This window comes from Pseudomonas sp. TH41 (genome assembly GCF_016650695.1).
Classification (GTDB): Bacteria; Pseudomonadota; Gammaproteobacteria; order Pseudomonadales; family Pseudomonadaceae; genus Aquipseudomonas.
The window spans coordinates 545,226-565,589 of the sequence record NZ_JAEKFH010000006.1 but is presented as its reverse complement, the minus strand read 5'-3'; the positions used below and the strand labels follow the sequence as shown (position 1 = coordinate 565,589).

General features: G+C 58.7%; 20 protein-coding genes. 9 read left to right on the top strand and 11 right to left on the bottom strand.

All coding sequences use genetic code 11. The features are described from left to right. Positions 1-79: 79 nt before the first annotated feature. Positions 80-1,405 (bottom strand): sigma-54 dependent transcriptional regulator, encoded by a 1,326-nt coding sequence (locus JFU37_RS26475; protein ID WP_201119984.1) that lies wholly within the window; start codon positions 1,403-1,405, stop codon positions 80-82. Positions 1,406-1,747: 342 nt separating this feature from the next. On the opposite strand from JFU37_RS26475, the gene JFU37_RS26470 reads away from it, so the two are divergent. The 3 genes from JFU37_RS26470 (at position 1,748) to nhaB (ending at position 5,154) form a co-directional block, all read left to right on the top strand. After that, complete coding sequence (locus tag JFU37_RS26470; RefSeq protein WP_201119983.1) at positions 1,748-2,014, top strand: hypothetical protein; 267 nt, start codon at positions 1,748-1,750, stop codon at positions 2,012-2,014. 278 nt (positions 2,015-2,292) lie between these two features. Further along, positions 2,293-3,573, top strand: coding sequence for a hypothetical protein (locus JFU37_RS26465; RefSeq protein ID WP_201119982.1), 1,281 nt, complete (start codon positions 2,293-2,295; stop codon positions 3,571-3,573). A gap of 78 nt (positions 3,574-3,651) precedes the next feature. Further along, positions 3,652-5,154 carry a sodium/proton antiporter NhaB gene (nhaB, locus tag JFU37_RS26460; protein ID WP_201119981.1) on the top strand — a complete coding sequence of 501 codons (1,503 nt, stop codon included), beginning with the start codon at positions 3,652-3,654 and terminating at the stop codon, positions 5,152-5,154. A gap of 112 nt (positions 5,155-5,266) precedes the next feature. Here nhaB and JFU37_RS26455 read toward each other — a convergent pair whose 3' ends face one another. Genes JFU37_RS26455 through gnd form a run of 3 tightly spaced genes read right to left on the bottom strand, consistent with a single transcriptional unit; the run spans position 5,267 to position 8,585 of the window. Next, the gene (locus JFU37_RS26455) at positions 5,267-6,088 is read right to left on the bottom strand and encodes an HAD family hydrolase (protein WP_201119980.1); all 822 of its coding nucleotides are present in this window, start codon (positions 6,086-6,088) and stop codon (positions 5,267-5,269) included. Continuing rightward, entirely contained in the window at positions 6,085-7,608 is a 1,524-nt protein-coding gene (gene zwf / locus JFU37_RS26450) for a glucose-6-phosphate dehydrogenase (protein WP_201119979.1), read from the bottom strand. The genes JFU37_RS26455 and zwf overlap by 4 nt, the downstream gene beginning before the upstream one ends. After that, entirely contained in the window at positions 7,605-8,585 is a 981-nt protein-coding gene (gnd, locus tag JFU37_RS26445) for a phosphogluconate dehydrogenase (NAD(+)-dependent, decarboxylating) (protein ID WP_201119978.1), read from the bottom strand. The genes zwf and gnd overlap by 4 nt, the downstream gene beginning before the upstream one ends. Positions 8,586-8,857: 272 nt before the next feature. Between gnd and JFU37_RS26440 the strand changes: the two genes are divergently transcribed. Together JFU37_RS26440 and JFU37_RS26435 are read left to right on the top strand one after the other, a co-directional pair. Continuing rightward, complete coding sequence (locus JFU37_RS26440; protein WP_201119977.1) at positions 8,858-9,037, top strand: DUF6026 family protein; 180 nt, start codon at positions 8,858-8,860, stop codon at positions 9,035-9,037. A 198-nt stretch (positions 9,038-9,235) separates the two neighbouring features. Further along, on the top strand, positions 9,236-9,451 hold the full coding sequence (locus tag JFU37_RS26435) for a hypothetical protein (RefSeq protein ID WP_201119976.1): 216 nt from the start codon (positions 9,236-9,238) through the stop codon (positions 9,449-9,451). A gap of 157 nt (positions 9,452-9,608) precedes the next feature. Here the strand turns inward: JFU37_RS26435 and JFU37_RS26430 are convergent, their stop codons facing one another. The 3 genes from JFU37_RS26430 to zapE form a co-directional block, all read right to left on the bottom strand. After that, positions 9,609-10,100, bottom strand: a complete 492-nt coding sequence (locus JFU37_RS26430) for a GNAT family N-acetyltransferase (RefSeq protein ID WP_201119975.1) — start codon at positions 10,098-10,100, stop codon at positions 9,609-9,611. Between the two features lie 97 nt (positions 10,101-10,197). Next, positions 10,198-10,779 carry a DinB family protein gene (locus tag JFU37_RS26425; protein WP_201119974.1) on the bottom strand — a complete coding sequence of 194 codons (582 nt, stop codon included), beginning with the start codon at positions 10,777-10,779 and terminating at the stop codon, positions 10,198-10,200. Positions 10,780-10,797: 18 nt separating this feature from the next. Further along, on the bottom strand, positions 10,798-11,916 hold the full coding sequence (gene zapE, locus JFU37_RS26420) for a cell division protein ZapE (RefSeq protein WP_201119973.1): 1,119 nt from the start codon (positions 11,914-11,916) through the stop codon (positions 10,798-10,800). A 143-nt stretch (positions 11,917-12,059) separates the two neighbouring features. On the opposite strand from zapE, the gene JFU37_RS26415 reads away from it, so the two are divergent. After that, entirely contained in the window at positions 12,060-13,112 is a 1,053-nt protein-coding gene (locus JFU37_RS26415) for an aldo/keto reductase (protein ID WP_201119972.1), read from the top strand. Between the two features lie 105 nt (positions 13,113-13,217). Here JFU37_RS26415 and speB read toward each other — a convergent pair whose 3' ends face one another. Both speB and JFU37_RS26405 read right to left on the bottom strand, forming a co-directional pair. Next, positions 13,218-14,177 (bottom strand): agmatinase, encoded by a 960-nt coding sequence (gene speB, locus JFU37_RS26410; protein ID WP_201119971.1) that lies wholly within the window; start codon positions 14,175-14,177, stop codon positions 13,218-13,220. A gap of 13 nt (positions 14,178-14,190) precedes the next feature. Beyond that, entirely contained in the window at positions 14,191-15,282 is a 1,092-nt protein-coding gene (locus tag JFU37_RS26405) for a polyamine ABC transporter substrate-binding protein (RefSeq protein ID WP_201119970.1), read from the bottom strand. A 101-nt stretch (positions 15,283-15,383) separates the two neighbouring features. On the opposite strand from JFU37_RS26405, the gene JFU37_RS26400 reads away from it, so the two are divergent. From JFU37_RS26400 to JFU37_RS26390, 3 genes are all read left to right on the top strand, one after another. Further along, a complete protein-coding gene (locus JFU37_RS26400; protein WP_201119969.1) occupies positions 15,384-16,277 on the top strand; it encodes a LysR family transcriptional regulator in 894 nt (297 codons plus the stop codon). 147 nt (positions 16,278-16,424) lie between these two features. Further along, positions 16,425-17,897 (top strand): nucleobase:cation symporter-2 family protein, encoded by a 1,473-nt coding sequence (locus JFU37_RS26395; RefSeq protein ID WP_201119968.1) that lies wholly within the window; start codon positions 16,425-16,427, stop codon positions 17,895-17,897. 58 nt (positions 17,898-17,955) lie between these two features. Continuing rightward, positions 17,956-18,429 carry an LEA type 2 family protein gene (locus tag JFU37_RS26390; RefSeq protein WP_201119967.1) on the top strand — a complete coding sequence of 158 codons (474 nt, stop codon included), beginning with the start codon at positions 17,956-17,958 and terminating at the stop codon, positions 18,427-18,429. A 166-nt stretch (positions 18,430-18,595) separates the two neighbouring features. Here JFU37_RS26390 and JFU37_RS26385 read toward each other — a convergent pair whose 3' ends face one another. Together JFU37_RS26385 and JFU37_RS26380 are read right to left on the bottom strand one after the other, a co-directional pair. Continuing rightward, positions 18,596-19,516 (bottom strand): carbon-nitrogen hydrolase family protein, encoded by a 921-nt coding sequence (locus tag JFU37_RS26385; RefSeq protein WP_201119966.1) that lies wholly within the window; start codon positions 19,514-19,516, stop codon positions 18,596-18,598. 531 nt (positions 19,517-20,047) lie between these two features. Next, a complete protein-coding gene (locus tag JFU37_RS26380; protein ID WP_201120088.1) occupies positions 20,048-20,275 on the bottom strand; it encodes an SDR family NAD(P)-dependent oxidoreductase in 228 nt (75 codons plus the stop codon). Between the last annotated feature and the right edge of the window lie 89 nt (positions 20,276-20,364).

Genomic DNA, 20,364 nt, shown 5'->3' with positions numbered 1-20,364 from the left:
CCTACAGGATGTACGCCAATCCATGTAGGAGCTGCCGAAGGCTGCGATCTTTTGCTCTTTTGATCTTTTGATCTTGCGTTCAGCGAATCTGATGCTTGTGCAACAAACGGTAGAAGGTAGGCCTGGATATCCCCAGTACCTTGGCGGCGATGCTCAAATTATCGCTGTGGCGGTTAAGTACATCGCACAAGGCCTGGCGCTCTGCCCGGTGCTTGTAGTTTTCCAGCGTGCCCATCGGCGCGGCAACGCTCTGCTGACTGATCAACCCCAGGTCTCGCGCCTCGATCTGCCGGCCTTCGGCCAACACCAGCCCGCGGCGAACCCGGTTGGCCAGCTCGCGCACATTGCCCGGCCAGTCATGCTTGCCCATGGCAATCAAGGCGTCTTCACTGAAGCTGCGCGGACGGCGACCGGTTTCATGGCTGTAGAAGTGGGAAAAGTGGTTGGCCAGCATCGATAAATCGCCATGGCGCTCACGCAGTGGTGCGGTGACAACTTGCAGTACGTTCAGGCGGTAGTACAAATCTTCGCGAAAGCGTTTCTTCTCGATAGCGGCCTCGAGGTCGACGTGAGTCGCCGCCAACACCCGCACATCCACTGGAATCGGCTGGCTGCCGCCCACGCGTTCAATGTGTTTTTCCTGCAGGAAGCGCAGCAAATTGGCTTGCAGCTCCAGCGGCAGGTCACCGATTTCATCGAGAAACAACGTTCCGCCATGTGCCGCTTCGATCCGCCCGACCTTACGTTGATGGGCACCGGTAAAGGCGCCCTTCTCATGACCAAACAGTTCGGACTGGATCAAGTGCTCGGGAATCGCGCCGCAATTGATCGCGACAAAGGGTTTGCTGTGACGCTGGGATTGTCGGTGCAGGGTCCGGGCCACCAGCTCTTTACCGGTGCCGCTTTCACCCCGAATCAACACCGGGGATTCGGTGGGAGCCAGTTTGCTCAGCAGCTTGCGCAATTCACGAATGGGCTTGCTGTCGCCCAGTAGTTCGTGCTCAGGCTGATCAATGTGAACGGTGCCCTGCCCTCGCAGACGGGCCATACCGAAGGCCCGGCCCAGCGTCACCTGAACCCTGGACACGTCAAACGGCAAGGTGTGGAAATCGAAAAACCATTCGCAAACAAAGTCCCCGACATTCTGCAGCCGCAGGACTTCCTGATTCAGCACGGCGATCCACTCGGTGCCGCTGCGACTGATTAGCTCTTTGACGGCATCCGGGCACTCAAGATGAAACGGCTGCAAGCGCAACAACCCCACATCGCAGGTTTTGTCGCCGGCATTTTCCAGGGTACAGCTATCAACGTCCCAACCCACAGCGCGTAAACCGGGCAACAACTCATGGCAGTCGTTGCACGGATCTACCACTAATAGACGTCGTAAGGCAGGCGCTTCGCTCATGTCTGTTCCTTGGCGCCAAATATATGAAATATTATTAAAAACAGTCATTTGGCGGACCTGGCTGTAACATTAGCAAGAATTTGACGTGGGCTTGTACCGTTTGACTATAGGGGTATTGGCTAATGAGTTATAAGACAAGACTTTGTTAGTCTGCTAACGAGTCCAGTCTTTCATTGAGCTTTCAACACCAGCCCTTTTGCTTGGTATAGGAAAGAAAGTTGAAATTTCTTTTGATTGTGTGTGACCCGAACCCCGGTTGCGGGCATCAGTACAAGTAACCAGCCGATCGGTACGCCCAACCGCCGGCACATCACTTGATTGGGCATACAGAGAGAAAATCCCATGAACGCCCCGCTCCGCATCAATGAAGCTCTTTTGATTGCCGACCGCGCATTCCAGCCTTTTCAGTGCGTGGCCTGGGCGCCACAGGACGGTAACGGCGAACTCAGCCTGACCGTAATCGACCGTACCAACAACAATATAGGCCGCAAGCAGATTCCGAGCAGCACCTATACCGACCCTGAACAACTTGAACGCCTGCTCGAAGAGGCCCGCGCCGAGTTGAACCAGGAAGGCTACACACTTGAGTCGTGGTCGATGCCGCACTAAATGTTTTGCGGATTACTTCGTGGTAATCCGCACCCTCCCCTTCATCGTTAGTTAGCTGGCCTTTCTCGCCATCAACACTGACGACATCTGTTTATTACAACTTCCAGGCCTTCCATTACTTGGCAGGCTTGCCGGTGGTTCGAAAAGACATCGTTCTGGCACACAGCGACCCTCCGTCTATTAGTTCTGTCAGTTGTGCATCCAGTCATTCAGGGATTGAATGTTGTACGGTCGCCACCCCACTCCTGGATCAGGACGACTCGCAAGGAGATGCGTGCATGTCAATCCAGACCGCGTTTGCTCTACCTGCCACACGGAACGCCGCCGGAACACTCGATGCAACCTTTGCCGGCAAGGGCAAAACCCAAGTGTATTTCGCCGGCAGCACATCAAGCATGGCCAACGGGATCGCGATTGATTCATGCGGCCGATTGCTGGTGGCGGCTAAAGTGGGAACGCCAGAGGGTAGCCGTTTTGGCCTGGCTCGCCTGCTTGAGGATGGCTCGGCAGATCTGGCATTTGGCAAGCAAGGCAGCGTGATCGGCCAGTTCGAGCGCGGCTTCGAGGCCATGGCCGACAACGTCAGGCTTCTGCCCGACGGACACATTCTAGTGACCGGTCTGCAGTACGAAAATGCCCACCGGACCCTCCCCGCCCTGGCGTTGTTTGATCAGCAAGGCCACCCGGTCCAACGTTTTGGCGACAACGGATACTGCGTGGTGCGCCTGCCGGGCAATCTTTCCGAGGGCATGCGCGACACCTGGCTACCACCCGGTTTACCGGGCGTCGAGGCCAGTGATGTGTGCGTGCAGGGGGATGGTCGAATCCTGCTGCTGGCCAATCATCACTTCGAGCTGGCCGATCATGTCGGTCTGCTGATCCGTCTCAACGCCGACGGTTCACTGGACAACACCTTCAACGGTCGCGGCTTCGTGATTGTCAGGCACTTGCTGATGAACACCTGGATCAGCAGTCTGCTCGTACAACAGGATGGGCGGATTTTGGTAGGCGGATCGATCAATTTTCCTGAAGAGGGCCTACTGGCCCGCTATCACGCCGACGGCAAACTCGACGACAGTTTCGCCGTGGATGGTTTTATGACGTTCAACGCGCGGGGGCATAGCACCCAGGTCAGCCAGATCGTCCAAACCGAAAATGGCGATGTGCAGTGTTTTGGCAGCACCCGTGACCCCATGTACTGCATGGCACTGAAAGTACACGGCAACGGACGCCCGGACAGTCATTACAACAGCGGCCAACCTCGACTGCTGGAAATCAGCCACAGTGCGTGGACCGCCGCCCAGGCACTGCCGGACGGCTGCATGCTGACGGTGGGCGCAACGATTGGCGGTGTCGAAGCTGACTTCATTGTGGCCCGACACCGGCCTGACGGGCTGCTCGATGGGGACTTCGGCGACGGCGGCTGGGTCCGTACCCGCCTCGGGCGCAGCCTTGATACCGCGAACTCATTGGCCGTGCAGGCCGACGGCAACGCGGTGGTCGCCGGTTACTCTCTGGATGGCGCCTATCGGGCGGTCGTCGTACGTTATCTGGGGTAGGCCAATGGTTTACTCCTGCGCTTGAACTTCCCCTCCACTTACGGCAAGTTGCGCGCTTCTTAAAGCAAGGAGCAGCCGATGTCCGGTTCAATGGCCCAGGCGTTCGCGCACAATTTTCTCGGGCAATCACCCCGCTGGTACAAGGCGAGCATTGTCGGCTTCCTGATTCTTAACGCCCTGGTGCTATGGACGGTAGGCCCGACAGTGGCCGGTTGGCTGCTGGTGCTGGAATTTATCTTCACCCTGGCCATGGCGCTCAAGTGTTATCCATTGATGCCCGGTGGCCTGCTGCTGATCGAAGCGCTGTTGCTGAAGATGACCACGCCCCAGGCACTCTACGACGAACTGGTGCACAACTTCCCGGTGATCCTGCTGCTGATGTTCATGGTGGCTGGCATCTATTTCATGAAGGACCTGTTGCTGTTTCTGTTTTCCCGCCTGCTGCTCGGTGTTCGCTCCAAAGCCATGCTGGCGTTAATGTTTTGCTTTCTGTCGGCGTTTCTGTCGGCATTTCTCGATGCCTTGACCGTGACCGCCGTGATCATCAGTGCGGCCGTTGGTTTTTACTCGGTGTACCACCGCGTGGCCTCGGGTAACGATCCGCGTCAAGACAGTGGATTCGGCGATGACCAGCACCTGCCGAAGCTTCATCACGATGACCTGGAACAATTCCGTGCCTTTCTGCGCAGCCTGCTGATGCACGGCGCCGTGGGCACCGCATTGGGGGGTGTTTGCACGCTGGTTGGCGAGCCGCAGAACCTGCTGATCGGCCACGAGATGGGTTGGCACTTCTCCGAATTTTTTCTGAAGATTGCTCCGGTTTCATTGCCGGTGCTGGTAGCGGGTCTGCTGACCTGCGTCCTGCTGGAGAAAATGCGCTGGTTCGGTTACGGCACGCTGCTGCCGAACACCGTACGTGCCGTGCTGGCCGACTACGCCGCCGAAGACAATGCGGAGCGCACCTCGCATCAACGCGCAGCGTTGATCGTTCAAGGACTGGCGGCGCTGATCCTGATCGCCGTTCTGGCGTTTCACATTGCTGAAGTCGGCCTGATCGGCTTGATGGTGATCGTGCTGATCACCGCGTTTACCGGTATCACTGACGAGCACCGGATCGGCAATGCGTTCAAGGACGCCATGCCGTTCACCGCCCTGTTGGTGGTGTTTTTCGCGGTGGTGGCCGTGATCCACGACCAGCAGCTGTTCACCCCACTGATCCAGTGGGTACTGGCCCTGCCAGCGGACCAGCAACCGGGCATGCTGTTTATTGCTAACGGTGTGCTGTCAGCCATCAGCGACAATGTGTTCGTCGCGACCATTTACATCACTGAAGTCAAACAGGCCTTCCTCTCCGGACACATGAGCCGTGAGCACTTCGAGACCCTGGCCATTGCGATCAATACCGGCACCAACCTGCCGAGCGTGGCGACGCCTAATGGTCAGGCCGCGTTTCTGTTTCTGCTGACCTCGGCGATTGCACCGCTAATTCGTCTTTCGTATGGACGGATGGTTTGGATGGCGCTGCCGTACACGGTGGTGATGGGTGTGCTTGGCTGGTATGCGGTAAGTTTCTGGTTGTAAACACTGGCCAAAAATGGTGGGAGCGAGCCTGCTCGCGATGGTGTGTCAGATACGTTGATGTCGGCTGACACACCATCGCGAGCAGGCTCGCTCCCACAGTTTTTTTGTGTGGTTATTGGGGGAGGATGTAGCGCTCGATGGCCTGGGCCGCGCCGTCTTCGGTGTTGGCGCCAGTGACGACATCAGCCTGACGCTTCACCGCCTCCTCCGCCTGCCCCATGGCGATCGAGAACCCGGCGCGATGAAACATCGCCGGATCATTGCCGCCATCACCTAGCGCTGCCGTCTGCGCCAGCGGTACGCCGATAAACTCGGCCAGTGTCGCCAGCGCCTGGCCTTTGTTGGCCTGCATCGCGGTCACGTCCAGGTACACCGGCTGCGAACGCGAGACCTGCGCCTGGCCCTCGACCTTGGGCAGCAATTGCGCTTCCAGCTCAATCAATAATTGAGTGTTGTTACTGGTGGCGACGATCTTGTCGATCTGTTCAAGGTACGGCTCGAAACTCTCCACCACCACCGGCGGATAGCCCAGCCCATGCTGCTCACGCGGCACCATAGGGCCGGACGAGTCTTTCACCAGCCAGTCGCCGCCGCTGAACACCCAGACTTCGATGTCGGGCACATCGGCAAACAGGGTCAAGGTGGTCAACGCGGCCGTTACCGGCAAGTAATGCGCAACCAGCAAACTGCCATCTGGATTGACGATAGTCCCGCCATTGAAAGCCGCCGTCGGCAGATCAACGCCCAACGCCTCAATCTGCTGCAACATAGCGCGCGGTGGACGGCCGGTGGCCAGGCTGAACAGCACGCCGGCCTTGCGCAACGAGCGCACCGCATCAACGGTGCGCTGACTAAGGCTGTGATCGGGCAGCAGTAAAGTGCCGTCCATGTCACTGAGCAAAAAACGGATGGGGGGTTGCGTTGGTTCGCTCATCCGAGACCGTGCCAGACGCGACCATCGCGGGTCAGCAACTCTTCGCCAGACTTAGGCCCGTCCTCGCCCGCCGCATAGCTCTGCACCGTCGAATCCTGCTGCCAGGCATCGAGGAATGGCTGCACTGCGCGCCAGCCGTTCTCAATGTTGTCGGCGCGCTGGAACAGGGTCTGGTCGCCGGTCAGGCAATCGTAGATCAAGGTTTCGTAGCCGGTGGACGGCTGCATCTCAAAGAAATCCTTGTAGGCAAAGCCCAGTTCGATATTGGCCATCTTCAGCGCCGGTCCGGGCCGTTTGGCCAGCAGGTCGAACCACATCCCTTCATTGGGTTGAATCTGGATCCGCAGGTACGTCGGCTGAAGTTCATCAACCTCGGTATCGCGAAACTGCGCATAAGGCGCCGGCTTGAAACAGATAACGATCTCGGTGTCGCGAACGCTCATGCGCTTGCCGGTACGCAGGTAGAACGGCACGCCGACCCAACGCCAGTTGTCGATCATGACTTTCAGCGCGACATAGGTTTCGGTGTTGCTATCAGGGGCGACGTTGGCTTCCTCGCGATAACCCGGCAACGGCTTGCCGTCGAGTTCGCCTGCCGCGTATTGGCCGCGAACCGAATTGGCAAGCGCCTCTTCGGTGGACCAGGGACGAATTGCCCCGACCACCTTGGCTTTCTCGCCACGAACGGCGTCGGCGCCAAAGGCGGCCGGGGGTTCCATGGCCACCATCGCCAGCAACTGGAACAGGTGATTGGGCACCATGTCCCGCAAGGCGCCAGTGTGCTCATAAAAACTGCCACGGGTTTCCACGCCGACGGTTTCGGCAGCAGTGATTTGCACGTGGTCGATGTAATGATTGTTCCAGAACGCTTCGAACAGGCTGTTGGAGAACCGGCTGATCAGAATGTTCTGTACGGTTTCCTTGCCCAGGTAGTGGTCGATCCGGTAGATCTGGTTTTCCGTCATGACCTTGAGCAAGCACACGTTCAACGCTTCGGCGGTGGGCAGGTCGGAGCCGAAGGGTTTCTCGATCACCACCCTTCTGAAGGCTTCGGGGGTTTCTTGCAGCAAGCCGGCGGCGCCGAGACGGCGCACCACTTCGCTGAAAAAACGTGGTGCGGTGGCCAGGTAGAAGACCGCGTTACCGGTGCCGCTGGCAGCGATTTTCGCCGCCAGCGCTTGATAGGTGCTGTCGTCCAGGAAATCGCCCTGGACGTAGCTGATGCCTTTGGCCAACGTGGCCCACAACGCCGGATCAAGCACTTGGTCGCCGTTGCCGATCTTGGCGGCCACTTCCGCTCGAATGAAGTCTTCGAGTTTTTTCGCAAAGGCTTCATCGGTGATGGCGTTGTGGTCAACGCCGATGATCCGCAGTCCATCCCCAAGCAGACCGTCACGACTCAGGTTGTACAGCGCCGGCATCAGCAGGCGCTTGACCAGATCACCATGGGCACCAAACAGGAACAGCGTGGTCGGTGGTGCGGGTTCTGCCTTGGATTTATTACGGATCAGACGGGTCATTTTTTCGAAGTCTCCACATGGCCGCCGAAGCCGAAGCGCTGGGCCGAGAGAATCTTGTCGCCAAAGGTGCCTTGCCCGCGCGAACGGTAGCGGGAGAACAGCGAGTTCGACAGCACCGGTACGGGCACCGATTGCTCCATGGCGGCTTCGATGGTCCAGCGACCTTCACCGCTGTCAGCCACTGACCCGGAGTAACCGTCGAGTTTCGGGTCGCTGGCCAGGGCGTCGGCTGTCAGGTCGAGCAGCCAGGAGGACACCACGCTACCACGGCGCCAGACCTCGGCGATGTCAGCGACGTTGAGGTCGAAACGCTGATCTTCCGGCAGGTTGGTGCTGGATTTGGTCTTGAGGATGTCGAAGCCTTCGGCGAAGGCCTGCATCATTCCGTATTCGATGCCGTTGTGGATCATCTTCACGAAATGCCCGGCGCCGGGTGGGCCTGCGTGAATATAGCCGCGTTCGGCACGATCGTCTTCGGACTTGCGGTCCTTGGTCCGCGGGATGTCACCCAGGCCGGGGGCGAGGCTTTCGAACAAGGGGTCGAGGCGCTTCACGACGTCGGCTTCACCACCGATCATCATGCAGTAACCACGCTCCAGGCCCCAGACACCGCCGGAGGTACCGACGTCGACGTAGTGCAGGCCTTTATCCGACAAGGTTTTCGCCCGGCGGATGTCATCTTTATAGAAAGTGTTGCCGCCGTCGATGATGGTATCGCCAGCTTCAAGCAAGGTGCTCAGGGTATCGATGGTGTCTTCGGTCGGTGCGCCTGCCGGCAGCATGACCCACACCGCTCGTGGTTTGGCCAGGCCCGCGACCAGCGCCGACAAGTCGGCAACGCCCGTAGCGCCCTCCCCACTCAAGGTCTCGACGAAGGCGGTGTTGCGGTCGTACACAACGGTGGTGTGCCCGTTGAGCATCAGGCGCCGCGCAATATTGCCGCCCATGCGGCCCAGTCCAATAATCCCGAGTTGCATGTGCTGATGCTCCCTACTACAAATAATGTGTGTCAAAGGTTATAGCCCAACGTGACTCATCCGGGTTAGTCCAGCGTAGAGGCACATAGTTTCCGGGCATTGTGCCCGATCCCGATTGATAACGTCGCGAATCAAGCCGAAGACACAACGACCGTGAAAAATAAAAAAGTTCCCTTCAGGGGCAAAAGAAATCAAAATCAGCGCCGATACTAGGTCAGCACCCGATCTCGGGGCGGATTTACAGTTGAGGCAAGCCATTTGCGAGGTGAGCAATGGGCACAGTACAAGCAGCACGGCCAGCACAAACCCTTTACGTCACGATCCGTCGCGATGAATTGCGCCAGTTGAAAGACGAGCGCGACCAGCTGAAGCAGGAGCTCGCGCAACTGCGCCTGCTAATGGGCCATCAACCCCAGAGCTTGCCGTTGACACAACGTGCGCCTCACGCTTAATCCCCTCGCCTGAACCGGAAACAGCTCGCTGCTGTTTCCGATACGCCTGCCCCCTTCGCCCTCTCCGGCAAATCACACAATCTTCCGCCTGTTCTTCCAGGCCCGGTTAATTCCCATTTAACGGATTCGGCAGATAATGTGCCTGCGACATTGATTCATGGACGAAAGGCACCCGACATCCGTAATGGGAGGCACACCATGAAACACTCACCCTTGATCATCGCTGGCCTGATGACGTTCGTCTCATCCACCGCGTTCGCTGAAGGTGGAGCTGAACGTATGAGGTATTACTTCGCGAACTTCCCGGTTGGCCAACATCAGGAACAGGCCAAGGCTAATGCGGCCAAGAATGGCGAAATCTGGGTTCCGGACGATCAAACCGCGCAAGTGACTGAATCCTATAAGGCGAAATGATCAATAAAAGTTGGGCGTCCTGTAGGAGCGAGCTTGCTCGCGATGGACTCAAGCGCGGCGCGTTTGTTCAGAAAACACGCGTTATCGTTAACGCCCATCGCGAGCAAGCTCGCTCCTACATAAGTCCAGACGGACGCCCTTTTTTATGCCTAAAAAATCAAAGTGCCTTGGTCCAGAACAGCATCCGGCCGTGCGTCGGGTCGAACATGCCAGCGGCAAAACCGAACTTGCCGTAGGAAGCCTGGGCGACAGCATTGCCTTCCAGTACTTCAAGGGTGATTTTGCAGCAGCCGCGCTGACGGGCGATGTCCTCAACCTTTTGCAGCATTTTCTGACTCAAACCCAACCCGCGAAATTTCTTAACCACCACCACATCGTGCACGTTGACCAACGGCCGACAGGCAAAGGTCGAGAAGCCTTCAAAACAATTGACCAGCCCCGCCGGCTCACCACCGACAAAGGCCAGCACGCTGAAGGCGTGAGGACGCTTGGCCAACTCCCCCGGAAGCTGTGCCAGCACGTCCGCCGGCAATGAATGACCGCCACCCATCGGGTCCTCGGCATACTGATTTAACACCAGGCTAATCGCCTCGGCATGCACCGGGTTGGTGTAGCTGGCCTGAAGCACAAGCATTTCTGTGGATTCCATTTCCATCCTCGAGTACACATGAAGTAGACCAGAGCGACCCTATCAAAAGATCGCAGCCTGCGGCAGCTCCTACACGAAGCCTGCGATCTTTTGATCTTCAGTGCCCCCAAATCAACGCTTCGGTCCAGCCAAGCTCGGCAAAATCCTCGGCCCGCAAACCCGACTCATCGGCACAGAAGAACTCGTCCAGCTGCGGCGGTTTGACCGAAGTGCCGCTGAGCATGGCGTGAACCTGCCCGCGATGATGGATCTGGTGCTCGAACAAATGGGAGAGCAGGCGCAAGCGGCTGTCATGTTGCGGCGTGTCCCGGGCGATGGTCACGATTTTTCCGAGGTCGGCGTCGCGCATTTGCTCGCAATAGGCGATCAGTCGAAGGTCCACCAGCGCTTGTTCACGCTTGAGGTCTGTCGCTTGGGTAAACGGTTCGTCTTTTTTGAAAAACACCGTGCACTCGGGGTGCGGATCATCACCGCGCAACTCCCGCTCCAGCGCATCCACGTAAAACCAGTCGCAGGTCAGGATGTGATTGAGGGTAGCGCCGAGACTGGGAAAGAAGCTGACCCGGGGCGCCGCCAGTTCGTCACGACTCAACTGGCTCCAGGCCTTGGCGAGTCGATGATTGGCCCAGGCGTTCTGATAGGCCATGGTCAGCAAGTGGTGGGACAAGGGCTGATTCATGTTCACGGCTCCTTGGGTTCAAACGTCGGCGAAACGTTGCAGCTGCATTTCCTGTAAACGGCTGAGGGTGCGGCGAAACGGGAATTCCAGGTAGCCCTCGGTGTAAAGCAACGCCATAGGCACCTGCGCCTCAAGGTACAGCGGCACCTTGCGGTCATAACACTCATCGACCAGGGCAATGAAACGCCGTACACCGTCGTCATGCACCGACAACTGCGGCAACTCGCGATCCCCCGCCACCACTCGCTCGACACCGTCTTCAGTGCCGCGGGCGATGCGTCCTTCGCGTTTCTGCGCGCTGAGATTGGGGACGTCACTCAACAGAATAGCGCTGAAGGTGTCGCACAGGGCCATGAAATCCATCGCGGCAAACGGCTGCTCACAGAGGTCGGCGTAACGACTCCAGAGCACGGTTTCACTGGCTTGCACCACATCGAGCGAACGGTAACCGACCTTGATCGGGTCACCAGACACCGACTGGCCGTCGGTCAAGGCCTTGAACACTTCATTCAGCGCGCTGGGCTGCCCGGGCACTGCCACCCAGTAACGTTGCAAGCCAGCGCCGGGATGCAGGCGATGGTCTTCAGCGCCATCCACTGCAATCACCTGCATGTGCTGTTTGATCGCCTTGATAGCGGGCATGAACCGGTCGCGATTGAAACCGTCCGCATAAAGCTGGTCCGGCGGCTGATTGGAGGTGCAGACCACCACCACGCCCTGATCGAACATGACCTGAAACAAGCGCCCGAGAATGATCGCGTCGCCGATGTCGTTGACGAACAGTTCGTCGAAGCACAGCACCCGCACTTCCTCGCTCAGCTCACGAGCCAATGCCTTCAACGGGTCGGCGGTGCCGGTCAGCTGGAACGAACGCTGATGCACCCAGCCCATGAAGTGGTGAAAGTGTTGGCGGCGGGCCGGGACCTTCAAGGTTTGGTAGAACTGGTCCATCAACCAGGTCTTGCCGCGTCCGACCGGGCCCCAGAGGTACACACCCATCGTCGGCGTGCGACCTTCATGCAAGGCTTCGTAGCATTTCTGGAGCGCCCAGACGGCATGTTCCTGGGCTTCGTCCTGGACGAAGCCCTTTTGTTCAATGGCATGCTGCCAAGCGCTGAGGGGGGAGTCGACATTCATGCGCGGCAGTATGCCACGACCCCTGGCCATCCCACCCGATTGAAAAAGCGTCTTGACGATTGATATTACTGACATCATATTAAATACATGTCGCAAGACATTTATATTAAGCCCCACTGTCTTTTCCTTCAGGAGTCCTCCCCATGCATTACAAAGTCTTCGGCCGCAAAACCGGCTTACGGGTTTCGGAACTGGCATTGGGCGCCGGTAACTTCGGCACGGGCTGGGGGCATGGCGCCGAACGTGACGAAGCCAAGCGCATATTTGATGGTTACCTTGAAGCGGGCGGCAACTTCATCGACACCGCCAATGGTTATCAGGCTGGCCAGTCGGAAGCCATGCTCAGCGAATTCATCGCGGCAGAGCGGGACCGCCTGGTCATCGCCACCAAGTACACGTTGGGGACCACACCGGCCGCAGGTATTTCCCACACGGGCAACAACCGCAAGAACATGGTTCGCGCCGTTGAAGAGAGCCTGACGCGCCTCAAGACCGATCACATCGATCTGTTTTGGGCGCACATGAGCGACGGCGTGACGCCGATGGAAGAAATCCTCCGGGGTTTTGACGACCTGGTGCGCGCCGGCAAGATTCACTATGCCGGCCTGTCGAACTTTCCGGCGTGGCGCATCGCTCGCGCCGACTTGCTGGCCGAGGTTCGGGGGTTTTCACCAGTGGCGGCGATCCAGGTCGAGTACAGCCTGGCCGAACGCACCGCCGAACGTGAACAACTGCCCATGGCCGAAGCACTGGGGTTGGCCGCGACGTTATGGTCGCCGCTCGGTGGCGGGTTCCTGACTGGCAAGTATCGAAGCAATGATGGTGACAACCGCGCCGCCAAACTTGGCGTGTTGATTCACGCCGAGAAAAGTGCCCGGGACACCGCCCTGCTCGACACGTTGCTGGCCGTCGCCGCAGAACTGGCGGCCAGCCCGACGCACGTGGCCATTGCCTGGCTGCGGGAAAAAGCCAAGCGCTCGACCACGGCGCTGATTCCGATTCTCGGCTCGCGCACCCGTGAACAACTGGATGCGACACTGGGGGCGTTGGCGGTGCAATTGAGTGACGATCAACTGTCACGCCTCGAGGGTGTCAGCGATGTGGCGAAGGGTGTGCCGCACGAATCCATCGCCGGGTCGGTGGCGCGGTTTACGGGTGGTCAAATCCTGGATCTGCCGATAATCCCCGTGGCCTGACACTTTCCCCCTGTAGGAGCGAGCTTGCTCGCGATGGAGTGTCAGTCGACATCACCGCAGCTGACACACCTTCGCGAGCAAGCTCGCTCCTACAGGGATTGTGTTTTACCGATCTACCTTATGTTTCGCGGCATAGAGGCACAGCATTTCCATCGCCAACGTCGCCGCCGCCAGTGAGGTGATGTCCGCATTGTCGTAGGCCGGAGCCACTTCCACCACGTCCATTCCCACCAGGTTGATCCCGCGCAACCCGCCAAGAATCTCCAGCGCCTGCACCGTGCTCAAGCCACCGCACACCGGTGTTCCGGTGCCCGGCGCGAAGGCCGGATCGAGGCAGTCGATGTCAAACGTCAAATACACCGGATTGTCACCGACCCGCGCCCGAATGGCTGCGACAATCGCCTCACACCCTTGCCGATGCACCTGCCGCGCATCCAACACCTGAAAGCCCTGATGATCGTCGTTGGTGGTGCGCAAACCGATCTGCACCGAACGTGACGGGTCCACCAAACCCTCCTTGGCCGCATGCCAGAACATGGTCCCGTGATCGATCCGCTTGCCCTCTTCATCCGGCCAGGTATCGCTGTGGGCATCGAAGTGAATCAGCGACAACGCACCGTGCTTGCGCGCATGGGCCTTAAGCAGCGGATACGTGATGAAGTGATCCCCTCCGAACGTCAGCATCGCGCTGCCGGCGTTGAGAATATGTTCGGCGTGGGCTTCGATGCTTTCCGGCACCGACTGCGGTGTGCCGTAATCGAAGTCACAATCACCGTAGTCGATCACCGCCAAATGATCGAACGGGTCAAACGTCCACGGCCAGTGGCGTTCCCAGGCAATGCCGGTGGAGGCGGCACGAATGCCCCTCGGTCCGAAACGCGCGCCGGGACGGTTGCTGGTGGCGGTGTCGAACGGGACACCGCTGACCGCTACGTCGACGCCGCGCAAGTCGCGGCTGTAGCGACGACGCATGAAACTGGTGATACCGGCGTAGGTGCTTTCTGCGGCAGTGCCATAGAGACTGTCGCGGGTCATGGCCTGGTCGTTTTGCATTGGGGCATCCATCTCGGGTTCCTTATTATTGGCGGCTACGGAAGGTGGTCCACAGGCGTGTGCGTTGACGCATGTCCTTGAGGCTCATGCTGCGGTCGGCATACAGCCGGCCGCGAACGTCGGCGGGTGGGTAAATGTCCGGATCAGTGCGCACGGCCTCGTCCACCAGTGGTGTGGCGGCCTGATTGGCGCTGGCAAAGAACAAGGTGTTGGTCAGCGCCGCAACGGATTCGGGGCGCAACATGAACTCGATAAATTGGCGGGCGGCTTCGGGGTGCGGCGCGTCCTTGGGGATCGCCAGGTTGTCCTGCCACACGAGGGTGCCTTCCTTGGGAATCCGGTAGGCGATTTCGTAGGGTTTGTTGTTCTTGCGCGCCTGCTCGGCAGCCATGCTCGCATCACCGTTGTAAGCCAACGCCAAACAGATATCGCCGTTGGCCAGATCGTTGATCTGCCGTCCGCTCGCGACGTACAGCACTGAGGGCTGCAACTGGTTTAACAGCGCTTGCGCCGCGTCGAGATCGCTCTTGTCGGTGCTATAGGGGTCTTTACCCAGATAGTGCAACGCCAGGCCGATCACCTCCTGCGGCGAATCAATGATCGCAATCCCACAATCCTTCAGCTTGCTGGCGTATTCCGGTTTAAACAGCAGGTCCAGGCTGTTGAGCGGCACGTTCGGCAAGCGTTTCTGCACCGCCTCGACATTCATCCCAAGCCCCAGCGTGCCCCAGGTATAGGGGACACCGTAGCGATTGCCGGGGTCGACCGCGGCCATTTTCTCCAACAGATCCGGATCGAGATTGGCGTAGCCCTTCAGACCTTGGTGATCAATGGGTTTCAGCGCACCGGCCGCCAACCCACGGGCCAGCACGCTGGACGATGGCACCACTACGTCATAACCGCTGCCACCGGTAAGCAGTTTTGTTTCGAGCACTTCCGGCGCGTCGAAAGTGTCGTAGCGCACGTGAATCCCGGTTTCCTTCTCGAAGCGCTGCAAGGTTTCGGGGGCGACGTAATCGGCCCAACTGTAAAGGTTGAGGACTTTTTCCTCGGCCTGTGCCGACACGGCCATGGCAAGGAACAGCGCGGGGAAACACAGCTTGAATAGAGGAGCCATGACGAACACCTGACCAGAGGAAGTGGCTGCAGAATGCGTCGTCGGATACATTGAGGAAATATCAAGTTTATTAACCTGACTTTATCTCGGAGTAATGTTTGATGCTCGGTCAACTGCATGACCTGGACCTGCACCTGCTGCGCCTATTTGTCAATGTGGTGGAGTGCGGTGGCTTCAGCGCGGCGCAGGGTGAATTGGGTCTGAGCCAGTCGAGCATCAGCCAGCAAATGGCCAAGCTTGAAACCCGACTCGGCTATCGCCTGTGCAGTCGCGGCAAGGGTGGATTCAGGATCACCCCAAAAGGCGAACAACTGCTCACGGCGACTCGCGGGCTGTTTGAGTCCATCGAAGCGTTCCGCCATCAATCCAATGGTGTAGCCGGGCGCTTGATCGGTGAGGTGCGCCTGGGCTTGTCCGAAGCGCTGGATCAATCAGTGCTGCTACGGGTGGCCGATGCGATCCGGCGCTTTCGGGAGCGGGACGAGTCGGTGCGCATCGAGTTGATCAGCGCCATGCCCGGTGAAATGGAACGGTTACTGCTGCAACAACGGCTGGAACTGGCCATCGGTTATTTCTCACAGGTGCAAAGTGCCTTTGACTACCGCGAGCTGTTCAGCGAGACCCAGCACTTGTATTGCGCACCCGGTCATCCGTTGTTCACCGATGACGCACCTGACGATCAAGCGCTCCAGGCGTGCGACCGGGTCGATCACCCTTACCGCTTCCTGCGCAGCGACGAGCCATTCCAGGGCAAGCAGTGTTCGGCTCGCTCGGAGCAAGTCGAAGGGACCCTCGCCTTCATTCTGTCCGGCAAGCACGTCGGTTACTTGCCCAGTCACTTTGCGCGGAGCTGGGAAGACAAAGGCCTGCTCAAAGCCGTGCGTTGCAGCGATATGAGTTTTGATGTGGCGTTTCATCTGGCCCGCCATCGCGCTCAGGTGCCGGGGGATGCACAGAAGGCCTTTGAAGAGGATTTGCTTGCGGCGTTCGCCTGAAGATCAAAAGATCGCAGCCTTCGGCAGCTCCTACAGGAGATCACGATCCAAATGTAGGAGCTGCCGAAGGCTGCGATCTTTTGCGCTTTCTGGCATCCTGCGCCTCCATTTTCTGACCCGGCCCGCCTTCTGGCACGCACAAAACCCATGACCGCCTCTGAAAAAGCCCCTGCTTCACGCAACAGCGACCTGATTTACGGCCTCAACGATCGCCCCCATCTGACCGCCACCCTCTTCGCTGCCCTGCAGCACGTACTCGCCAGTTTCGTCGGCATCATTACCCCGACGCTGATCATGGGCGGCGCACTGGGCCTGCAAAGCGAAGTGCCCTACCTGATCAGCATGGCGCTGTTTGTTTCAGGCCTGGGCACCTTCGTCCAGGCGCGGCGGTTTGGCCCGGTCGGCTCTGGGTTGCTGTGTCTGCAAGGCACCAGTTTTTCGTTCATCAGCGTGATTCTCAGTGCCGGTTTCATGGTCAAGGCCCGGGGTGGCGGCCCCGATGAAATCCTCTCGACGATCTTCGGCGTGTGCTTTTTCGCCGCCTTCATTGAAGTCGTGTTAAGCCAGTTCATTGGCAAGCTGCGGATGCTGATCACCCCGGTGGTGACCGGGACCATCATCACCCTCATGGGCCTGTCGCTGATCAAAGTCGCCATGACCGACATCGCTGGCGGTTTCGGTGCGACGGACCTCGGCGCGGCCAGTCACCTGGCACTGGCGGCACTGGTGCTCGGAACCATCGTGGTGCTTAACCGGGTGGATGTGCCGTTCCTGCGCCTTGGCGCGATCGTCATCGGCCTGACCCTCGGCTATGCCGTCGCCTGGTTCATGGGCCATGTCGATTTCAGCAGCCTGACCGCTGTGCCGTTGATGAGCGTACCGGTGCCGTTCAAGTACGGCTTCAATTTCGATTGGGTGGCATTCGTGCCGGTGGCGGTGATTTTCCTGGTATCGCCACTGGAAGCGGCTGGCGACCTGACCGCCAACTCGATGATTTCCGGGCAGCCGGTCAAAGGTCCGATCTACATTCGCCGAATCAAATCCGGTTTGCTGGCCGACGGTCTCAACTCGGCCATGGCAGCAGTGTTCAACAGCATGCCGATGGTGACCTTCGCCCAGAATAACGGCGTGATTCAGCTCACCGGCGTCGCCAGCCGCTACGTGGCGTTCTTTATTGCCGGGCTGCTGGTGGTGCTGGGGTTGTTCCCGATGATCGGCGCGGTGCTGCAATTGATGCCCAAACCGGTGCTCGGAGGTGCAGAGCTGGTGATGTTCGGCACCGTCGCCGTGGCCGGGATCAAGATCCTCGCCGAAGCGGGTCTGCACCGGCGCAACATGCTGATCGTGGCGATTTCCATCGGCATGGGCCTGGGTGTGGCGGCCGTGCCGGAAGTGTTGCGCGAACTGCCGAAGGCGTTGCATAACATCTTCGAATCGCCGATCACCGTCGGTGCGTTGTGCGCTATCGTGCTGAACATCTTCCTGCCCGAGGAGTTCATTGCCCTGGAAGAAGACGATTTCGACCCGGAAGCCTCGATCCTGCAGGTCATGGAAAACCCGGATGTCCAGGCCAAAGGTGAACCCGCTGCGTCGGTGGCTGTCGCACAGTTGAACCGCTAGCCGTGCTCAAGGGTTGAGCCGCTGTCGGCTCAGTCCTTTTTTATACGAGAGCACCTCAATGCGCAGTGTCCACGCCGTCATTCTTTCCCTGCTTTTGCTCTCCCTGAGCGCCTGTGCGCTGTTCCCCCATCGCGATCCGCTGAACATCAATGTGGTCGGCATCGAGCCGCTGCAAAGCCAGGACATGGAAGTGCGATTCGCCGTGAAAATACGGGTGCAGAATCCCAATGAAACCCCCATCGACTACAACGGTGTTGCCCTGGATCTGGAAGTCAACGGTCAGCCCCTCGCCTCTGGCGTGAGTGATCAGTCGGGCTCGATCGCACGTTTTTCCGAAACCGTACTGACCGTGCCGGTGAGCGTTTCAGCGTTCTCGGTGCTGCGTCAGACATTGGGCCTGACCCGGACGCAAACGCTGAACAATCTGCCTTATGTGTTGCACGGAAAATTGGCTGGCGGCTTGTTTGGTACCATGCGTTTCGTGGACAGTGGCAAACTCAGCCTGCCTACATCGGCCACCGGCACTTGGTAAAACCGACTCAAGGCGCTACAAACACATCCGGGCAATCACCCCCTGTAGGAGCTGCCGAAGGCTCGGGCCGCGTTCGGACGATCTTTTGATCTTGATCCTCTTCAAGATCAAAAGATCGCAGCCTCGTTTCACTCGACAGCTCCTACAGCTCCTACAAGTCAGGGGGTTAGGTGAAGCGGACGCCGGGTTTGGCGCGTTCATCTACGGTCAACTCGAATACATCCGGGCGCGCATAGTGCCCGACCACGTCAAAGTCGTACCGTGCGCGGATAAGGTCATCGGTGTCGATTTGTGCGGTGAGCAAACCGGGTCCGCCGCGTAGCGGCCCGGCCAAAACGTCGCCCATTGGCCCGATGATCACACTGCCGCCGGCAATCAGCGGCCGGTCCGCCGGCCAGTTGGCGACTTCCACGCCCAAGGCGTGCGGCGAATCCTGAACCTGGCAGGCGCTGACCACGAAGCAGCGTCCTTCATGGGCGATATGACGCATGCTGACTTGCCACATGTCCCGCTCGTCCACCGTCGGCGCGCACCAGATCTCCACGCCCTTCGCGTACATCGCGGTGCGCAGCAGCGGCATCATGTTTTCCCAGCACACCACCGCACCGATCCGGCCGACCTGGCTGTCGATCACCGGCAACGTCGAACCATCGCCCTTGCCCCAGATCAGGCGCTCAGTGCCGGTCGGCATCAGTTTGCGGTGTTTGGCCACGAGCCCGGCCTGCGGATCGAAAAACAACGCCGTGCAGTGCAACGTACTGCCGGCGCGTTCGATGACGCCAATCACCAGGTTCGCCCCGGTGCGGGCCGACAGCCCGGCCAGCGCTTCGGTTTCCGCGCCGGGCACGTCGATGGCGTTGGCGAAATACCGGGCAAAGGCCTCACGCCCCTCCGGCAGTCGGTAGCCCAGTTGAGTACCAAACCCCTCGCCTTTCGGATAACCGCCGAGCAACGCTTCGGGCATGACCACCAGCGCCGCAGCGGATTCAATTATGGCGTTTTCATACGACAGGATCTGCTCCAGGGTCTCAGCCTTGCCCCCGGGCAACGACCCAATCTGCAGTGCAGCAACGATTGACGTGGGCATCTCGGCAACTCCATTCGTATCGGGTGTTGCTCATTTTCGGTCAGCAATGGATCATCAATAAAGCCCTGTTCGCTGCTGAATGATATGAACTCAATGAATATCGCCACCGTTGATCTCCTGCACCGACAGAAATCCTGGACTATTTGCCCATTTTTTTAGCGTCCAGAATCCCACTAAGAAAGAAAGCCTGGACTTTTCGTCGCGCTCGGACGGAATTCATGGAATTTCCGTCGGAAGGGCCACAAAAGGTGGACTTTTAGTCGTGGCGAGTGCCGGCGGCGGCTCCATGCTGTCGATCGGCGACATCCTCATCGCCCGCTGGTTTTTTTGCCCGGGATTTTGCGGGAGCGGGTTCGTTTAATCCCGCACCGACTTAATTAATGGAGGTTCCCCCTTTTTTTCAAAAAAATAGATCTCCGACACGATTCCTGAACTACAAGTCGTCACCCGAAACAATATTTGCAATTTCTGTCGCTACGGCAATACACCATATGGTTCTTTGATTGAGGGAGGGGAACCCATTACTAATATTTATCTTCCACGTCGGCAAAAATACAATTCCAATCTCGAGTAACCAATGTCCGGTTCTGGACTGCCTTGCATGGCCATGCCCGCATTATTCAACAAAATGTCTATTCGCCCCCAAAAACTGGAAGCCCACTCAACCAACTCTTTTACTTGCCTCTCATCACTAAGGTCCTCAGCCATTCCCTCGGCCAAGAAACCTTCGGATTTCAGATCAGCAACGCGGTCCGCAATACGGGCAGTTCCAGCAGCGGAGCACCCAGTTCCTACTCAAGTTGCCCTATCTGCCGGCTCACAGCAAAAGGCGCCACGGTCAGTCGACA

Excerpts from the sequence above, each read along its gene's own strand:
- JFU37_RS26475 (WP_201119984.1), bottom strand. The coding sequence starts at position 1,405 with ATGAGCGAAGCGCCTGCCTTACGACGTCTATTAGTGGTAGATCCGTGC.
- JFU37_RS26470 (WP_201119983.1), top strand. The coding sequence starts at position 1,748 with ATGAACGCCCCGCTCCGCATCAATGAAGCTCTTTTGATTGCCGACCGC.
- JFU37_RS26465 (WP_201119982.1), top strand. The coding sequence starts at position 2,293 with ATGTCAATCCAGACCGCGTTTGCTCTACCTGCCACACGGAACGCCGCC.
- nhaB (WP_201119981.1), top strand. The coding sequence starts at position 3,652 with ATGTCCGGTTCAATGGCCCAGGCGTTCGCGCACAATTTTCTCGGGCAA.
- JFU37_RS26455 (WP_201119980.1), bottom strand. The coding sequence starts at position 6,088 with ATGAGCGAACCAACGCAACCCCCCATCCGTTTTTTGCTCAGTGACATG.
- zwf (WP_201119979.1), bottom strand. The coding sequence starts at position 7,608 with ATGACCCGTCTGATCCGTAATAAATCCAAGGCAGAACCCGCACCACCG.
- gnd (WP_201119978.1), bottom strand. The coding sequence starts at position 8,585 with ATGCAACTCGGGATTATTGGACTGGGCCGCATGGGCGGCAATATTGCG.
- JFU37_RS26440 (WP_201119977.1), top strand. The coding sequence starts at position 8,858 with ATGGGCACAGTACAAGCAGCACGGCCAGCACAAACCCTTTACGTCACG.
- JFU37_RS26435 (WP_201119976.1), top strand. The coding sequence starts at position 9,236 with ATGAAACACTCACCCTTGATCATCGCTGGCCTGATGACGTTCGTCTCA.
- JFU37_RS26430 (WP_201119975.1), bottom strand. The coding sequence starts at position 10,100 with ATGGAATCCACAGAAATGCTTGTGCTTCAGGCCAGCTACACCAACCCG.
- JFU37_RS26425 (WP_201119974.1), bottom strand. The coding sequence starts at position 10,779 with ATGAATCAGCCCTTGTCCCACCACTTGCTGACCATGGCCTATCAGAAC.
- zapE (WP_201119973.1), bottom strand. The coding sequence starts at position 11,916 with ATGAATGTCGACTCCCCCCTCAGCGCTTGGCAGCATGCCATTGAACAA.
- JFU37_RS26415 (WP_201119972.1), top strand. The coding sequence starts at position 12,060 with ATGCATTACAAAGTCTTCGGCCGCAAAACCGGCTTACGGGTTTCGGAA.
- speB (WP_201119971.1), bottom strand. The coding sequence starts at position 14,177 with ATGGATGCCCCAATGCAAAACGACCAGGCCATGACCCGCGACAGTCTC.
- JFU37_RS26405 (WP_201119970.1), bottom strand. The coding sequence starts at position 15,282 with ATGGCTCCTCTATTCAAGCTGTGTTTCCCCGCGCTGTTCCTTGCCATG.
- JFU37_RS26400 (WP_201119969.1), top strand. The coding sequence starts at position 15,384 with ATGCTCGGTCAACTGCATGACCTGGACCTGCACCTGCTGCGCCTATTT.
- JFU37_RS26395 (WP_201119968.1), top strand. The coding sequence starts at position 16,425 with ATGACCGCCTCTGAAAAAGCCCCTGCTTCACGCAACAGCGACCTGATT.
- JFU37_RS26390 (WP_201119967.1), top strand. The coding sequence starts at position 17,956 with ATGCGCAGTGTCCACGCCGTCATTCTTTCCCTGCTTTTGCTCTCCCTG.
- JFU37_RS26385 (WP_201119966.1), bottom strand. The coding sequence starts at position 19,516 with ATGCCCACGTCAATCGTTGCTGCACTGCAGATTGGGTCGTTGCCCGGG.